14 protein-coding genes are annotated in these 15,119 nt (G+C 33.5%); 7 read left to right on the top strand and 7 right to left on the bottom strand.

What is annotated here, in order from left to right; genetic code table 11:
• Positions 1 to 43: 43 nt before the first annotated feature.
• From pdxA to J3U27_RS08095, 3 genes are all read right to left on the bottom strand, one after another.
• On the bottom strand, positions 44 to 1,045 hold the full coding sequence (pdxA, locus tag J3U27_RS08105; RefSeq protein WP_267377225.1) for a 4-hydroxythreonine-4-phosphate dehydrogenase PdxA: 1,002 nt from the start codon (positions 1,043 to 1,045) through the stop codon (positions 44 to 46).
• Positions 1,046 to 1,119: 74 nt separating this feature from the next.
• The gene (locus J3U27_RS08100) at positions 1,120 to 2,418 is read right to left on the bottom strand and encodes a four-carbon acid sugar kinase family protein (protein WP_065563221.1); all 1,299 of its coding nucleotides are present in this window, start codon (positions 2,416 to 2,418) and stop codon (positions 1,120 to 1,122) included.
• 69 nt (positions 2,419 to 2,487) lie between these two features.
• Positions 2,488 to 3,252 (bottom strand): DeoR/GlpR family DNA-binding transcription regulator, encoded by a 765-nt coding sequence (locus tag J3U27_RS08095; protein ID WP_141673957.1) that lies wholly within the window; start codon positions 3,250 to 3,252, stop codon positions 2,488 to 2,490.
• A 249-nt stretch (positions 3,253 to 3,501) separates the two neighbouring features.
• On the opposite strand from J3U27_RS08095, the gene J3U27_RS08090 reads away from it, so the two are divergent.
• From J3U27_RS08090 to J3U27_RS08070, 5 genes are all read left to right on the top strand, one after another.
• On the top strand, positions 3,502 to 4,497 hold the full coding sequence (locus J3U27_RS08090; protein ID WP_267377224.1) for a KpsF/GutQ family sugar-phosphate isomerase: 996 nt from the start codon (positions 3,502 to 3,504) through the stop codon (positions 4,495 to 4,497).
• Between the two features lie 118 nt (positions 4,498 to 4,615).
• A complete protein-coding gene (rfaD, locus tag J3U27_RS08085; protein WP_065563218.1) occupies positions 4,616 to 5,542 on the top strand; it encodes an ADP-glyceromanno-heptose 6-epimerase in 927 nt (308 codons plus the stop codon).
• A gap of 11 nt (positions 5,543 to 5,553) precedes the next feature.
• Positions 5,554 to 6,594: an ADP-heptose--LPS heptosyltransferase RfaF gene (gene rfaF / locus J3U27_RS08080; RefSeq protein ID WP_220224830.1), complete on the top strand. Its 1,041-nt coding sequence runs from the start codon at positions 5,554 to 5,556 to the stop codon at positions 6,592 to 6,594.
• A 2-nt stretch (positions 6,595 to 6,596) separates the two neighbouring features.
• Entirely contained in the window at positions 6,597 to 7,559 is a 963-nt protein-coding gene (rfaC, locus tag J3U27_RS08075) for a lipopolysaccharide heptosyltransferase RfaC (RefSeq protein ID WP_267331405.1), read from the top strand.
• A gap of 37 nt (positions 7,560 to 7,596) precedes the next feature.
• Complete coding sequence (locus J3U27_RS08070; RefSeq protein WP_065734473.1) at positions 7,597 to 7,797, top strand: YaeP family protein; 201 nt, start codon at positions 7,597 to 7,599, stop codon at positions 7,795 to 7,797.
• Here the strand turns inward: J3U27_RS08070 and J3U27_RS08065 are convergent.
• From J3U27_RS08065 to trmA, 3 genes are all read right to left on the bottom strand, one after another.
• Positions 7,790 to 9,202, bottom strand: coding sequence for a heavy metal sensor histidine kinase (locus tag J3U27_RS08065; RefSeq protein ID WP_081299540.1), 1,413 nt, complete (start codon positions 9,200 to 9,202; stop codon positions 7,790 to 7,792). The two genes, J3U27_RS08070 and J3U27_RS08065, sit on opposite strands and share 8 nt — an antisense overlap.
• Entirely contained in the window at positions 9,180 to 9,866 is a 687-nt protein-coding gene (locus tag J3U27_RS08060) for a heavy metal response regulator transcription factor (protein WP_065563213.1), read from the bottom strand. Before J3U27_RS08060 ends, J3U27_RS08065 begins: the two co-directional genes overlap by 23 nt.
• 351 nt (positions 9,867 to 10,217) lie before the next feature.
• On the bottom strand, positions 10,218 to 11,318 hold the full coding sequence (gene trmA, locus J3U27_RS08055; protein ID WP_267377223.1) for a tRNA (uridine(54)-C5)-methyltransferase TrmA: 1,101 nt from the start codon (positions 11,316 to 11,318) through the stop codon (positions 10,218 to 10,220).
• A gap of 243 nt (positions 11,319 to 11,561) precedes the next feature.
• Between trmA and srmB the strand changes: the two genes are divergently transcribed.
• Complete coding sequence (gene srmB / locus J3U27_RS08050; protein ID WP_267377222.1) at positions 11,562 to 12,872, top strand: ATP-dependent RNA helicase SrmB; 1,311 nt, start codon at positions 11,562 to 11,564, stop codon at positions 12,870 to 12,872.
• Positions 12,873 to 12,997: 125 nt separating this feature from the next.
• Complete coding sequence (locus J3U27_RS08045) at positions 12,998 to 13,600, top strand: peroxiredoxin C (protein WP_065563210.1); 603 nt, start codon at positions 12,998 to 13,000, stop codon at positions 13,598 to 13,600.
• Positions 13,601 to 13,748: 148 nt separating this feature from the next.
• Here the strand turns inward: J3U27_RS08045 and J3U27_RS08040 are convergent, their stop codons facing one another.
• Positions 13,749 to 14,081 carry a DMT family transporter gene (locus J3U27_RS08040; RefSeq protein WP_065563209.1) on the bottom strand — a complete coding sequence of 111 codons (333 nt, stop codon included), beginning with the start codon at positions 14,079 to 14,081 and terminating at the stop codon, positions 13,749 to 13,751.
• Positions 14,082 to 15,119: the final 1,038 nt, after the last annotated feature.

The raw sequence follows: 15,119 nt of genomic DNA, 5'->3' as shown, positions 1-15,119 counted from the left end.
TAATCACTATCGAAAAATAAATAGTTATAAGTATAAATACTTACTAACGTTTGAAATTTGGTGCGTAAAGCGCAGCTAAACGAATTGCTTCAATCAAACTAACTGGATTGGCTATTCCTTTACCGGCAATGTCATTTGCTGTGCCATGATCAACTGAAGTACGGAGAATAGGCATACCATTGGTAATTGAAATAGTACGATGAAAATCAACCATTTTCGTTGCAATATGACCTTGATCATGGTACGGAGATAACACTGCATCATATCCCCCACCCATGGCAAAATGGAAAACACTATCTGCCGGTTTCGGACCATTAATATCAATCCCTTGTTGTTTAGCCAACTCAATACCAGGTAATAGGACATCATCATCTTCATGACCAAAAAGACCATGCTCACCACAGTGAGGATTTATTCCTGCAACGGTCATTTTAGGTTTATCAATACCTAATTTGATTAATGCTTCATTACAACGGATAGCATAATCACATACTCTTTCTGGTGTTAATGATTCGATGGCTTTGATAAGAGCCAAATGGCGTGTTAGGAAAAAGACTCGTAAATCTCTAACTTGAAACATGGTTAAAGGATCTTTACTGCCAGTAAGGTCTGCTAATATCTCGGTATGACCGATATAATTAACATTTCCTGCTTTTAACGACTCTTTATTGATTGGTGTAGTTGCTATAGCATCAAGTTTCTTTTGCATAGCAAGCTCGGTTATAACTTTAATATAATTAAATGCAGCTTGCCCACATTGGCCTTCAATTTGGCCAATTTTGAAAGTGTCATAATTTAATTGGCCACATTGAATAAGATTCAAAACATTAGGTTCATCTTGTATTTGTGAAAGATCAGTTATTTGATTGATATGTAAATTTACTTTGGAGAATTTACAGGCATCTTCTAATACTTTTTTATCACCAGTTACCACTACACATCCATATTTATACGTTTCTGATGCAGCGATACTTTTAACAACAATTTCAGGACCGATTCCTGCTGGATCGCCCATAGGCACGCCAATTAAGCTACGATGGTTCATGTCTTACTCCTTTAACTTTTTTCAGAATTTATTAAACTCTATTTTTATTTATTAACTAAATTAACTCAGGGTTATTAATGCTTTAAACTTTCATGTGATGAAATTTTTGTACTCAGATAATCGATACAATGAACTAAAGTATTATCATTACCAACAAAACCACCTTTAGTTACAATCGAATAACCATCGCATTGTCCTCCAACCAAATGCCCGTAAACTGTTAATGGTTCTACTTCATCTTTTAGCAAGAACCCACTACTGCCTAAGCGATTAACAACATTTACGGTTACATCACCTCCACTGGTATAAATGCCACGTATGATAGATTCAGGATGGAGTAATACCTGTGCAGTAATTTCAGCAATGGCTTGATTTAACGTGTTGCTAATTTCGCTCTTATTCATATTATGTTTAGTAGCGAGTTTACTTAAATCACAGACATGCTCAGGCATTTCAACTGTATCAATACCAATAACATCAAATTGTTCGACTTTTTCTAACAATTTATCGACGATAGGTTTAGCTTTCTTTGTGTCTTTTGCAATCTCAATTAATTCATCGACTAAAACTGTTTCTAACCAAACTTTCCGGTCATATCTCAATTTTTTAATTTGTCTTTGAGTAAGATCCGAAACACTTCCTATTGCAACAAAGACTTTGTTTGCCATTTTTTTTTCAGACGAATAACGAAGATCTGCAAATTGCGCAGTAAATGGTCCAGGATCTACACAAAAAACAGGCAAATTAATATTATTAGCTGCTTGAGCGATAACGCTTATATCCGTATCTGTTGTTGCGTCAAATATGACAATTCGTCCTCCCTGTTGATATATTTGTTTTAACCGTTGCTCAATTCTATCTTTGCCTTCTAAAACATCCTTTAGTGCAATATGAGAAACTGGATAACGGGATTGGCATCGAAATAATTCAATAATTGAAGACTCAGTCATCGGATTTTTAGGATCGTTACGCATCGCTGTATTTTGTAATGGAACGCCATTAACTAATAAAGAACCACCTACACAGATACGATCACTCGATGGGTAAACTGGAACAACTAAAGCCATTAAATTAGGATCATTATCAATAACGGCATCAACTTCTGCTCCTAGATTTCCTCGTAATGTTGAATCAATTCGTTTACTAATTAAAGGTTGATATTTACTAAATTGATTTATGCAATCAACAACACGCGAATATGCCTCTTTATAAGGTATTGAACGAGAATCTGTTGCAAACGAAATAACATCAAATTTGCTAAGATCTTCATTAAATTTTTCCAAACAAGTGATCGCGTTAAACCCTTTTTTGCTTAATAAAGCACATGTGGCATTAGCACCTGTTAAATCATCAGCTACAACGGCTACTTTCATATTTTTGCTTCCTCTCAAAAATTAAGTTCAGTTAATGAACTTTTTATACATCTACCATTAGGTAGTTTGTTACACGACTTCAAACATATATTTAATATCCTGTTTTAATAATTGCTTTTCAAAATTACTTGGAAATTGCTTTTCAGTTATAAGGTAATTAAAGCGACTCAAATCACAGATTTTAAATCGACATCTAAGTCCTAATTTACTGCTGTCAACAAGCAAAACAGATTGAATAGATCGGGTTAAGGCCATCCATTTACAGTCAGCTTTAATTTGAGATGTCGTTAATGCGCCATCTTCAAGATTAAAACCATCAGCGCCAATAAATGCCAAATCGATAACCTGTTCAGATAGATACTTCATTGATTGTGAGTTATAAATGGCTGCACTAGACGCTTGTATTTCACCAGGACAAATAATGGTATTCACTTCTGGATGAGAAGATAATTCAAGAGCAACGTGTAAATCTGGAGTAATAACTGTAATAGGAACATTGATGTTCAATGCAAATTCTCGCATTGTTGTGCCTGCATCAATAAAGATCACCATTCCTGGTTGCAATAATCCTGTTGCAATTTTACCTACCTTCTTTTTTCCTTCTGAAAATCGATTTTGCTTGATGTTATATAGAGGGGTACCATTTAAAAAACTCCTCTTTATTTCACCACCATAAGATACTTTTATTAGGCCTTTTTCTTGCAAAAGCTTTAAATCACGCCTAATACTCATATGCGAAACTGAAAATAGCTTAGATAATGAATTGATATTGGCAACATCATATTCATCTAAGTACTCTAAAATTCTTTTGTATCTCGGTAATTCTTGTTTCATAGTTAATTTCTCGATTAATTTGAGGGCATTGTAGTAATAAAATAATTCACAAAATGTTAATCTTTTAACACTTTCACAACCAAGTTTAACAATTGTGATCCCAATCAAACTTTCACTTTTTCATCGTAAGTATTTTGTGAATCATCAAAATTATTTTTCATTTTATTAGTACAATTTCTAAACATGTTTAATTCGTTGTTGACAGAATTAATTCAATTAAATCAATTTATAAATAAGGATAATTGAGATATGACCACAAAATCTGCGAACCTTTTGACACTTAAAAGTGAAACTTTAAAAATGGCGAAACAAGTTTTAAAACAAGAAGCAGCTGCAATAGAGGATATTGTTGATACCATCAACGAAAGTTTCTTTAATGCTGTCGAGTTAATTTTGAATACGTCAGGAAGAGTTATCGTAACTGGAATGGGAAAGCCAGGATATATTGCTCGTAAGCTTTCAGCTACATTTATGAGTACTGGAACACCATCATTTTATTTACATCCAGCTGAAGCAATCCATGGTGACTTAGGTAGCCTTACTAAATTTGACACCATTATTGCAATATCAAATAGCGGAGAAACCGCCGAGATTCTTAATATTTTATCCACCATACAAAAAATTAACATTCCACTAATTTCAATTTGTGGTAATCCTTCATCGACATTAGCCCGATTTGCAACATATAATTTAGACGCGCATATAACTAATGAAGCATGCCCATTAAATTTAGCGCCAACTACAAGTACTACTGTCCAATTAGCATTAAGTGATGCTTTAGCAATTTCAGTTATGAACGCTAAAAAATTTACCAAAAATGATTTTGCTTTTTATCATCCAGGCGGAAGTTTAGGGCAAATTCGTTTAATGACTGTTAAGCAATTGGTTGAAAAACACAATAGACAGGTATCGATTACTGCAGAAAAATCTATTTCTGATGCCATTTTTGTGATGACTAATTCTGGAATAGGTGCAGTTGCAATAGTAAATAAGGAAAATGCATTACTTGGTATAATCACTGATGGCGATATTCGAAGACAGCTAAAGACTTATCCAGATTTATTAAATATCAATGTTACTCAGTTGATGATATCAACTCCTGTAATAGTTGAACAACACCAAACAGTATCAGATGCTTTAAATATAATGGAACAACACAAGCCAAGACCAATAACAGTTTTACCAGTACTTGATGTTAATGAAAAATTCATAGGTATGATTCACATAACTGATATATACCATTAAATCGTGTCATTTTTTATCATAAATTCATTAGCAACAAAACTAAGATGTAGAAATGAATACTCGAAAATTTGCCAATAAATCGTTATTATATTATTTTTACTAGTTAAAGGTTGTGATTATGATTGTTGTTACTGGCGGTGCTGGGTTTATTGGAAGTAATATCGTTAAAGGATTAAATGATCTAGGGCACAAAGATATTTTAGTGGTAGATGATTTAACTGATGGTACTAAATTTTCAAATTTAGCCGATTTAGATATTGCTGATTATATGGATAAAGATGAATTTATAGCAGAAATAATATCTGGCGAAAATCTTGATATTGAAGTTATTTTCCATCAAGGTGCTTGTTCATCCACAACAGAATGGGATGGCAAATTTATGATGGAAAATAATTATAATTATTCTAAAGATTTGCTCCATTATTGTTTAGATTTTGATATTCCTTTTTTATATGCATCCTCAGCTGCCACTTATGGTGGTCGGAGCGATAATTTTATTGAAGAGCGTTCCTATGAAAAACCATTAAATGTTTATGGTTATTCAAAATTCTTATTCGACCAATATGTCCGTGAAATATTACCACAAGCAAATTCACAAATTTGTGGATTTCGTTATTTTAATGTTTATGGTCCACGGGAAAACCATAAAGGTAGCATGGCTAGCGTCGCATTCCATTTAAATGAACAAATCAATAAAGGGGAAAAACCTAAATTATTTACTGGAAGTGATAATTTTAGACGTGATTTTATTTATGTTGGAGATGTCGTTGAGGTAAACTTATGGTTCTGGAAAAATAATGTTTCTGGCATCTTTAATTGTGGAACTGGACGAGCTGAATCTTTCCAATCAGTAGCTGATGCAGTTTTAAATTATCATCAAAAAGGTGAAATTGATTATATCCCTTTCCCAGAACACCTGAAAGGACGTTACCAAAGCTTTACTCAAGCTGATTTGACTAAATTTAGAAAAACAGGATGTCCAATTGAGTTTAAAACAGTTGCACAAGGTACAACTGAATATATGAAATGGTTAAACGAGCAATAAGAGGAACAACAATGAAAACCCTGATTATTGGTCCATCTTGGGTTGGTGACATGATGATGTCACAAAGTTTATATCGCACTTTAAAGCATCTAGAGCCAAGTATTGAAATTGATGTAATGGCACCAGCTTGGTGCCGTGCTTTATTGAATAAAATGCCTGAAGTCAATCAATCAATTGCTATGCCAATTAATCATGGGGAGTTTGCATTAACTAAACGTTACCAACTAGGAAAAGAATTACGTCAATACGACCAAGCAATCATTTTACCTAACTCATTTAAATCAGCACTGATTCCTTTCTTTGCTAAAATTCCTAAACGCACTGGCTGGAAGGGTGAGATGCGTTATGGTTTATTAAATGATATGCGCATACTTGATAAAAAAGCTTTTCCATTAATGGTCGAACGTTATGTCGCCCTTGCCTACCCTAAACAAGATATCCATTCAGCAAAAGATATTCCTCAACCAATTTTATGGCCAAAACTGAGTGTTGAAAAGGATGAGGTTGAGCAAGCATTATCAAACTTTAATATTCCTACAGATGTTCCTTTAATTGGATTTTGTCCTGGCGCTGAATTTGGCCCTGCTAAACGTTGGCCTGATTATCACTATGCTGCATTGGCTGATTTGATAGTAAAACAACATGCTAAAATTATTATCTTTGGTTCAGAAAAAGATAAAGCTGTTGGAGAACAGATTATTGCCAAAATGGCGCATGGTGATCAGTGTATTAATCTTGCTGGCCAAACAAAATTAGAACAAGCGATCAACTTGATTGCGGCATGTAAAGCAATTGTCACTAATGATTCAGGCTTAATGCATGTTGCAGCTGCACTTGATAAGCCTTTAGTTGCACTTTATGGACCAAGTAGCCCTGATTTTACTCCCCCATTATCAAATAAAGCAGAAGTCATTAGACTCATTACTGGCTACCACCGAGTTCGTAAAGGTGATAGTGAGCAAGGTTATCATCAAAGTCTAATTGATATAAAACCCGATCATGTTTTTGAAACATTGATGAAACTTATCGTTCGCTGTGAAAAGAGTAATTAATTATGCGTGTATTGGTTGTTAAAACTTCATCAATGGGTGATGTGTTGCATACTTTACCGGCTTTAACCGATGCCGCCAACAATCTACCAAATATTACATTTGATTGGGTAGTTGAAGAAAACTTTTCACAGATTCCAAGTTGGCATTTTGCTGTAGATGAAGTTATCCCAGTTGCAATAAGGCGTTGGCGAAAAAACTGGTTTGCTAAAACGGTTCGTCAAGAACGCCACCAATTTATAGAGCATTTAAGACGACAACAGTATGATTGCATCATTGATGCTCAAGGTTTAATAAAAAGCGCATTTTTAATTACTCGTAAAGCGCGAGGTATTAAGCATGGCTTAGATCGACAAAGCATCAAAGAACCCATCGCTAGTTGGTTTTATGATGTTAAACATCATGTCCCTAAACAGATGCATGCCATAGAACGTGTTCGGATGCTGTTTGCTAAAAGTCTTAATTACTTGCAACCTGATTCAATCGGTGATTATGCTATTGCTCGTCATTTCTTAACTGCATTACCTGATGATAACCAGAAATATTTAGTATTCCTTCATGCTACTACTCGCGAAGAAAAGCACTGGACAGAAGAAGCATGGCGAGAATTAATTAAATTAATTCAACCAACAGGACTAAGGATTAAACTACCGTGGGGAGCTCCTCATGAGCAAGAACGGGCTTTACGCTTAGCACAAGGATTTAATCACGTTGAAGTATTACCAAAGCTTTCTCTTAACGAAATCGCAACGGTTATTGCGGGTTCAAAAGCTGTAGTGTCAGTAGATACAGGATTAAGCCATTTAACAGCGGCACTAGATCGTCCTAATATAACTTTATTTGGAAAAACCGATCCAAACCTAATTGGAGGATATGGCAAAAACCAACACAGCATCATTTCAAAAGATAAAACGATGCAATCAATCACATCCAATGAAGTTTATCAAATGTTAACTGCGTTTATTTAAATTGTATTTGAGTTTCAATAAATAGGAAGATAATAATATGAACAAATATCATGAGCTAATTCGTGAAAGATATGCTCAAATTGGCAGTAATGATTTAGGTTATATTGAAGATGCGTTAGGTGCGGTAATGATGGTACTTAATGAAGTAGTCGATAATCAACTAGTACCGCAAGATCTAAGAGAAAAAGCCGCATACGCTGCAGCTAATCTCTTAATAAGTGATTATGATGTTAAATAACGGTCGGAAGATTGATTATAAAACGTGTAGACAGATCATCTGATTCAACATAAATATGACCTTTATGTGTATCGATAATCGATTTTACAATAGCCAAACCAATTCCGGTACCTGAGCTATCTTTGTTATTTCGATGACGCGATTCATCAACTCGATAAAAGCGGTCAAAAAGATGAGGTAAATGACGACTTTCAATCTTTTTACCAGGGTTAGAGATGATAATTTGAATTCGTTTTTGCGTGAGTTGACCCAATTTAATCTTAATTGTTTGATTTTCAGGGGTATAACGAATCGCATTGGAGATGATATTACTTATCGCCCGCCCTAACATCATTTTATCGCCTTGAATATGAGAACAATTACCTTCAAGTTCAAAAGTAATATTTTTCTCATCAGTCAAAGGTTCAAAATATTCACACATTAAACTAATCATCGAATGTAAATCTATATCGATAAGATTAGGTACTAGCTGATGATTATCGGCTTGTGCTAAAAAAAGCATATCCGAGATCATCTGAGACATTTTTTCATACTCTTCTAAATTAGAATATAAAATTTCTCGGTACTCTTCTGTAGAGCGCGCATTATTTAAAACAATTTGCGTTTGTGTCGTTAGATTTGTGATTGGTGTTCGCATTTCATGGGCAATATCTGCGGTAAAATTGCGTTGTCGTTCAAAGACATCTTCCATTCGATGAAGCATATTATTAAACGCCTTAACCAAACTCACATATTTTACAGGAACCGAAGCTGTTGAAATACGATAATTTAAGCTTTTCATATTAATTCGTTCAATTTTTTTAATTAAACGATTAATTGGTTTTTGTGTGTAATAAATGGAAATTAACGATCCAATCAATGCTAACACACAAGAAATAGCAATTAGTAAACCTAATCCATTTCTCAATCGATTTATAAATTCAAGCTGTAAATTGCGCGCTACTGCAACTATTGTCGTATATTGACGCCCTTCATCCAGTAGAACTCTGGAAGCACCGATACGATAAGATGATTTATCGATATTCCAAATCGCCGTACTATTTTCGGTAATCAATCGTTCAAAATCTTCTTGTGATAAAGCAATAGATAAATTAGGACCACGAGTGCGATACACAATTTTTCCTGAATCATCAATGATATAAACAAATAGATGATGATGACCGGTCAAAATGAGTAGTAGATTTTGAAAGAATTCATCTCGATTTTCATCGGGTGAATAATAGGTAAGTTCACGTTCAATTGAGGTAATAACTGAATTCAATTCCGAAACATTTTGCTGAATTGAAATTTTTTCAAACGTATGTTCAATAAGATAACTGAAACAATAAAGTAGCCCGCAGGTTAGCAGGCATACGATAAGTGGTATACGAAACGATATGAAGTTACTCTGCTTCATCCAAGACATCTAATTTATATCCCATTCCACGGACTGTATGAATTAATTTAGGTTCAAAATCGGCATCGATTTTGTTCCTCAATCGCCTAATTGCTACATCAATTACATTGGTATCGCTGTCAAAATTCATATCCCATACTTGTGAAGCAATAAGGGATCTTGGTAAAACTTCTCCGGGATAACGTAAAAAATATTCTAGTAATAAAAATTCTTTATTCGTTAAATCAATTCTTTTATCACCTCGGGTTACTGTTCGTTTAGGTAAGTCCATAATTAAATCAGCAATGCTTAATTGATAATTATTGACTTGTGGAACGTTTCGTCTTAATAAGGATTTAATTCTTGCTAACAATTCAGCGAAAGAAAAAGGTTTAACTAAATAGTCGTCTGCGCCTAAATTGAGTCCTTTCACTTTATCTTCAACACTTCCCATTGCAGTAAGTAAAATAATTTGAGTATCTTTCCCTGCTTCACGCAAAGACTGTACAATTTTCCAACCCACAATATCAGGTAGCATTACATCAAGAATAATCAGATCATAATCTTCAGTCATTGCTCGATGATAACCATCGAGTCCGTTATCAGTAAGATCTACAATAAATCCTGATTCAACTAAACCTTGACGAAGATATTCACCGGTTTTTTGTTCATCTTCAACAACTAACAATTTCATATTGAATATTCCTTAATGTTTTATCAGGTTATCGAAATTGCATAATGCAGTTATAGGATATATTAGGAAGTCAAATGACATCATGACATTTCAGTGACTATTTTGTAATTTTGCAGTCATTAAAACGTCTGTTTAGGTTTGCTATAGTAGCACCACAATGATTCATGAGGCTAGACAGTATTGTTTCATTGTTTTATTTCCTTTCATCCATTCCTTGCAATTTAATGCAGCCCTAGTTTATCTAGGGTTTTTTTTTGCTTTTTAAACCACTTAATATGAAATAATTGGAATAAAACAGTTAATTTGGCATAAAATTTATCTTATTTAAACCAGATTAACCGTTTTTGAATATTATTGATATTCCTTTTTACGTAATACAATACCTGTTTCAATATGATCAGTATAAGGAAATTGGTCAAACATAGCAAAATGTTCTATATAATGCGTTTGAGTAAGTTGTTGCAAATTATCTTTTAAAGTATAAGGATTACATGAAATATAGACAATTCGATCATAACTTTGAATGATATTAATCGTTTTATCGTCTAATCCCGCTCGAGGAGGATCTACCAACACAGTTTGACAATGATAATCATCTAAATTAATACCATTTAATCGATTAAAATCCCTCTCTTTCCTAATGGCAGAAGTAAACTCCTCAGCAGATAATCTCACAATAATTAAATTATCAATATTATTGATTTTGATATTATGTTGTGCTGAATAGACGGAAGCTTTTGCAATCTCAGTTGCTAAGACTTTATTAAAATTTTGAGCCAATGCAATAGAGAAATTACCGTTACCACAATAAAACTCTAGAAGATCACCTTTAGACTCTTTAGTTACCAAAACAGCCCATTCCAACATTTTTATATTGATAGCCGCATTAGGTTGAGTAAAACTGTTTTCAACTTGTCGATATTTAAAAGCCTTATCAAATATTGGTAAAACCTCATCAACATAATCAGCATCAATGGCAATTTTTTGATTACTTGCTCGACCAACCAGATTAGCATTAATTCCTAGTTCAGCTAATTGTTGTTTTAAACGCTCAGCAGCAATTATCCATTCGTCACCTAATTTTTTATGATACAAAAGTGTTATTAATAACTGCCCACTAAGTGTAGAGAAATAATCAATTTGAAAAAGCTTATGACGTAAATTATCGTTGTATTGAATTAAAGGTAAAATTGACTGCATTGCCTTGTTAATCAGTTTTGAGGCAATAGGAAAACTATCTATTCTGACTCTTTTCTTCTTATCATACATTATATGATAAAGCTCATCACCATTATGCCAAATTCTAAATTCAGCACGCATTCGATAATGACTAATAGGTGAAGAATAAGTCACTAACTCGGGTAATTGAAAATCAGATAATATCGTTTTTAAATTGATTATTTTATTTTGTAACTGCTGGTTATATTTATCGTTCGAAAAAGATTCTGTCATATTTATAATTCGACCATCAATTTTGATAAAGAGTGAATAGTATTTTATAATTTCTAAAAATCATAATTCTATCATAATCCCCAGCTTATGATAAGCTCATACGCCAGTAGTTGCCTATCAAATAAAGCGTCTGCAATTAAAACAATTTTTACTTTCATATAATATGATTGGTTGCTGATAAAGATTGTAGTTATAGCGATTGCCGTTATAATGTGGGGCAAAATGATAGATTAGAAGAGCACTATGACAACGCAAACTTTCTCTGATTTACAGTTAGATGATATTTTAATTGAAAATCTGCAAGCGCAAAACATTAACGAACCCACAGCAATACAAGCACAAACTGTCCCTGTAGCCCTAGACGGTAAAGATGTTCTAGGATCAGCCCCGACAGGAACCGGTAAAACATTGGCATTTTTAATTCCAGCGGTACAACATCTGCTTGATTTTCCACGTCGAAAACCTGGACCTCCAAGAATATTAATCTTAACCCCCACTCGAGAATTAGCTATGCAAATAGCTGAACAGGCAAAACTACTAACCAAGTCAACACACTTGAGTATAGCCACGATTACAGGTGGGGTTGCTTATATGAATCATGCCGAAGTTTTCAGCAAAAATCAGGATATAGTCATTGCAACAACCGGACGTCTATTACAATACATTAAAGAAGAAAATTTTGATTGTCGTGCAGTTGAAATGCTCATTTTGGATGAAGCCGATCGCATGTTAGATATGGGGTTTGCTCAAGACGTTGAAACCATTTCAGCTGAAACACGCTGGCGTAAACAAACATTATTATTTTCAGCAACGTTAGAAGGAGAAGGTTTACATAGTTTTGCTAATCGAATTCTTAACGAACCTATTGAAATCAATGCAGATCCTTCTCGAAAAGAACGAAAGAAGATTTTACAATTTTATTATCGTGCTGATGATTTAACACATAAAGTCGCGTTGTTAACTCACTTATTAAAGCAGAAAGAAGTTAAAAAAACTATCGTCTTTGTTCGTAAACGTGAACGTGTACATGAATTGGTTTCACTGCTGCATCAAGCTGGAATTCATAGTTGTTATTTAGAAGGAGAAATGGTTCAAGCCAAACGTAACGAAGCCATCAAACGGATGAATAACAACACGGTCAACGTACTGGTAGCAACTGATGTTGCTGCTAGAGGGATAGATATTAACGATATTACCCATGTTATAAATTTTGATGCACCTAAAACGGCTGATGTTTATCTACATCGAATTGGTCGAACCGCTAGAGCAGGGAAAAAAGGTACAGCAATTATGTTGATTGAGGCACACGATAATGAGTTATTACAAAAAATTGAACGTTATATTCGTGAGCCTATCAAATTAAGAACAATTGATGAACTACGCCCAAAAACCAAAGCACCTAAACCAGTAACAAAAAAGAAACCTTCGCAAAAAGCTAAACAGAAAAATGCGGCTAAAAAGCAAGAAGAGACTAAAAAGAAAAAGCTAAAACAACGTCACCGAGACATTAAAAATAAGGGAAAACCCAATAAAACGATAATTAAAACCGAATAATAATTTATTTACCATAGGTTAAACTTATGAAATCAATTGCTGATAACGACTTGGCGTATTGGCTAAGATTGATATAATAAAACGCATATTCAGTATATACATTAGCTACACAAGGAAAAAATTTTATGACATTAGTCACTCGTAAAGCACCAGATTTTACTTCAGCAGCAGTACTAGGTACTGGCGAAATTGTAAATAATTTTAATTTAGCTGAGCATATTAAAGGTAAATATGCCGTAGTATTTTTCTGGCCTATGGACTTCACTTTTGTATGCCCATCAGAAATTATTGCATTTGATCACCGTTTAGAAGAGTTCAAAAAACGTGGTGTCGAAGTAATTGGTGTCTCAATGGACTCAGAATATGTTCATAATGCATGGCGTAACACACCACAAGATAAAGGTGGTATTGGAGAAGTGAAATTCCCTATCGTTGCTGATATAAAGCATAGCATTATGCAATCTTATGGTGTTGAACATCCTGAAGCTGGTGTTGCTCTTCGTGCATCATTTTTTATTGATAAATCAGGCGTTGTTCGTCATGAAACAATTAATGATTTACCAATCGGTCGTAACATTGATGAAATGCTACGTATTGTTGATGCTTTCCAATTCCATGAAGAACATGGCGAAGTTTGCCCTGCACAATGGACAAAAGGAAAGCAAGGAATGCAAGCAAATCCAAATGGCGTTGCTAGCTACTTAAAACAACACGCTAATGAAATCTAAGTTGAGAAACAAGCTATTATAATTAGCTTAGAAATATTTTAAAAAACGCAAACCGGAGTACAACTCCGGTTTTTTATGTTCAAACGCGAACTACAGTCAGATAACGTTCAAATAGTATTTAAGTTATTATCAACGCAATATGTTTATATTAATGCCCGCTAACATTTGAAAATAGGTTAATAATAACCACACCAAATATAATAAAGCCCATACCAATTAACGCTGCTAGATCTAAAGATTGCTTCATAAAGATCCAAGCTATCAAACTGATAATAATAATCCCGATTCCCGACCAAATCGCATAAGCAATACCGACAGGAATAGTTTTTAAGGCCAATGAAAGAACATAAAATGACGCGCTATAACCAATAATAGTAATTATTGAATACATTAAATGCGTAAAACCGTTAGAAAGCTTTAATGAAGAAGTTGCAATCACTTCACAAATAATCGCAATAAAAAGTAATAGATATGAATTCATATTATGACTCATAAGTTAGTTGAAATAAAAAATGAAGACTCGCCATAAATCTTAGTGTAAAAATGATCTATACAAACTCAATAAACACACAATTCAGGAAAAAATAGAATAAATGCTGGGGTATGAGGGATCAGAAAAGAGCTATTAAAAAAATACCCATTAAACATATAACGTTTATCATCCACTCAATACCTTGATGTAATATATCACTCCTCAATAATAAAGTAAAAAGTTAAAAGAAAACGGATTACTTTTTAGTATATTACTTTTTGAGTGATGAGTCCCTTAAAGTAATTATCAATTTTCATTGATTTATACACTTGATTCAGAACTTTTTATAATCAAACTAAACTATTTAATAGGTTACTCAGCACGACAATTACTCATTATTTTTGATAAAATACAAATACCCAACTAAAAGATTTCGGTAGTCGATTCAATCTCATACATTGAAAAAATTGTTCAAGTTCAATTAAATACCTGCACTTCAATTAGCATTCAATACTCTTATCTTATCAGCATCATCTCAAAAAAGATTCAGCTATTAAGTAAACACAAAATGCTTAATAATGAAATAATTAAGCTAACAATGATAAATCCAATTAAAAATTTACCAACTTTGTAATAAAATCTATTTTTTTGATTTTCCCGCTTCTTTCTATTGAAACAAAGCAAAAAAATACCTATGAGAAGAATCGGTAAATAGATATACCAAAAATAAAACGGTGCAACTATTAACAGAATTAGAATTGCTTGGCCTGTAGTTAGTGAAAACATTTGAAATTTATATACTTAAATAATTATAACGTGTTATTAAGAATCATAACAAATTTATGATTCAACTTCATAAAAGAGAAATAGTATATGTAACGCCTTAATAAATCAATAATTATTTTCGAAGAAGAGTTATCATCTTATTGGATAAATCGGGTGAATGGTGAGTTGTGAGGGAATCGAACCGGCGACCAATTGATTAAGAGTTCTATGTACACACTTTGAAATTCAATAAATTACAAAATAGTCAATGAGTTAAAAGAC

The organism is Gilliamella sp. B2911, assembly GCF_026536965.1.
Lineage (GTDB): Bacteria > Pseudomonadota > Gammaproteobacteria > Enterobacterales > Orbaceae > Gilliamella > Gilliamella apicola_E.
This window is presented reverse-complemented; position numbering and strand designations above follow the sequence as displayed.

Excerpts from the sequence above, each read along its gene's own strand:
- J3U27_RS08070 (WP_065734473.1), top strand. The coding sequence starts at position 7,597 with ATGAACAAATATCATGAGCTAATTCGTGAAAGATATGCTCAAATTGGC.
- rfaD (WP_065563218.1), top strand. The coding sequence starts at position 4,616 with ATGATTGTTGTTACTGGCGGTGCTGGGTTTATTGGAAGTAATATCGTT.
- trmA (WP_267377223.1), bottom strand. The coding sequence starts at position 11,318 with ATGACAGAATCTTTTTCGAACGATAAATATAACCAGCAGTTACAAAAT.
- J3U27_RS08095 (WP_141673957.1), bottom strand. The coding sequence starts at position 3,252 with ATGAAACAAGAATTACCGAGATACAAAAGAATTTTAGAGTACTTAGAT.
- J3U27_RS08090 (WP_267377224.1), top strand. The coding sequence starts at position 3,502 with ATGACCACAAAATCTGCGAACCTTTTGACACTTAAAAGTGAAACTTTA.
- rfaC (WP_267331405.1), top strand. The coding sequence starts at position 6,597 with ATGCGTGTATTGGTTGTTAAAACTTCATCAATGGGTGATGTGTTGCAT.
- J3U27_RS08100 (WP_065563221.1), bottom strand. The coding sequence starts at position 2,418 with ATGAAAGTAGCCGTTGTAGCTGATGATTTAACAGGTGCTAATGCCACA.
- srmB (WP_267377222.1), top strand. The coding sequence starts at position 11,562 with ATGACAACGCAAACTTTCTCTGATTTACAGTTAGATGATATTTTAATT.
- J3U27_RS08040 (WP_065563209.1), bottom strand. The coding sequence starts at position 14,081 with ATGAATTCATATCTATTACTTTTTATTGCGATTATTTGTGAAGTGATT.
- pdxA (WP_267377225.1), bottom strand. The coding sequence starts at position 1,045 with ATGAACCATCGTAGCTTAATTGGCGTGCCTATGGGCGATCCAGCAGGA.
- J3U27_RS08045 (WP_065563210.1), top strand. The coding sequence starts at position 12,998 with ATGACATTAGTCACTCGTAAAGCACCAGATTTTACTTCAGCAGCAGTA.
- rfaF (WP_220224830.1), top strand. The coding sequence starts at position 5,554 with ATGAAAACCCTGATTATTGGTCCATCTTGGGTTGGTGACATGATGATG.
- J3U27_RS08065 (WP_081299540.1), bottom strand. The coding sequence starts at position 9,202 with ATGTCTTGGATGAAGCAGAGTAACTTCATATCGTTTCGTATACCACTT.
- J3U27_RS08060 (WP_065563213.1), bottom strand. The coding sequence starts at position 9,866 with ATGAAATTGTTAGTTGTTGAAGATGAACAAAAAACCGGTGAATATCTT.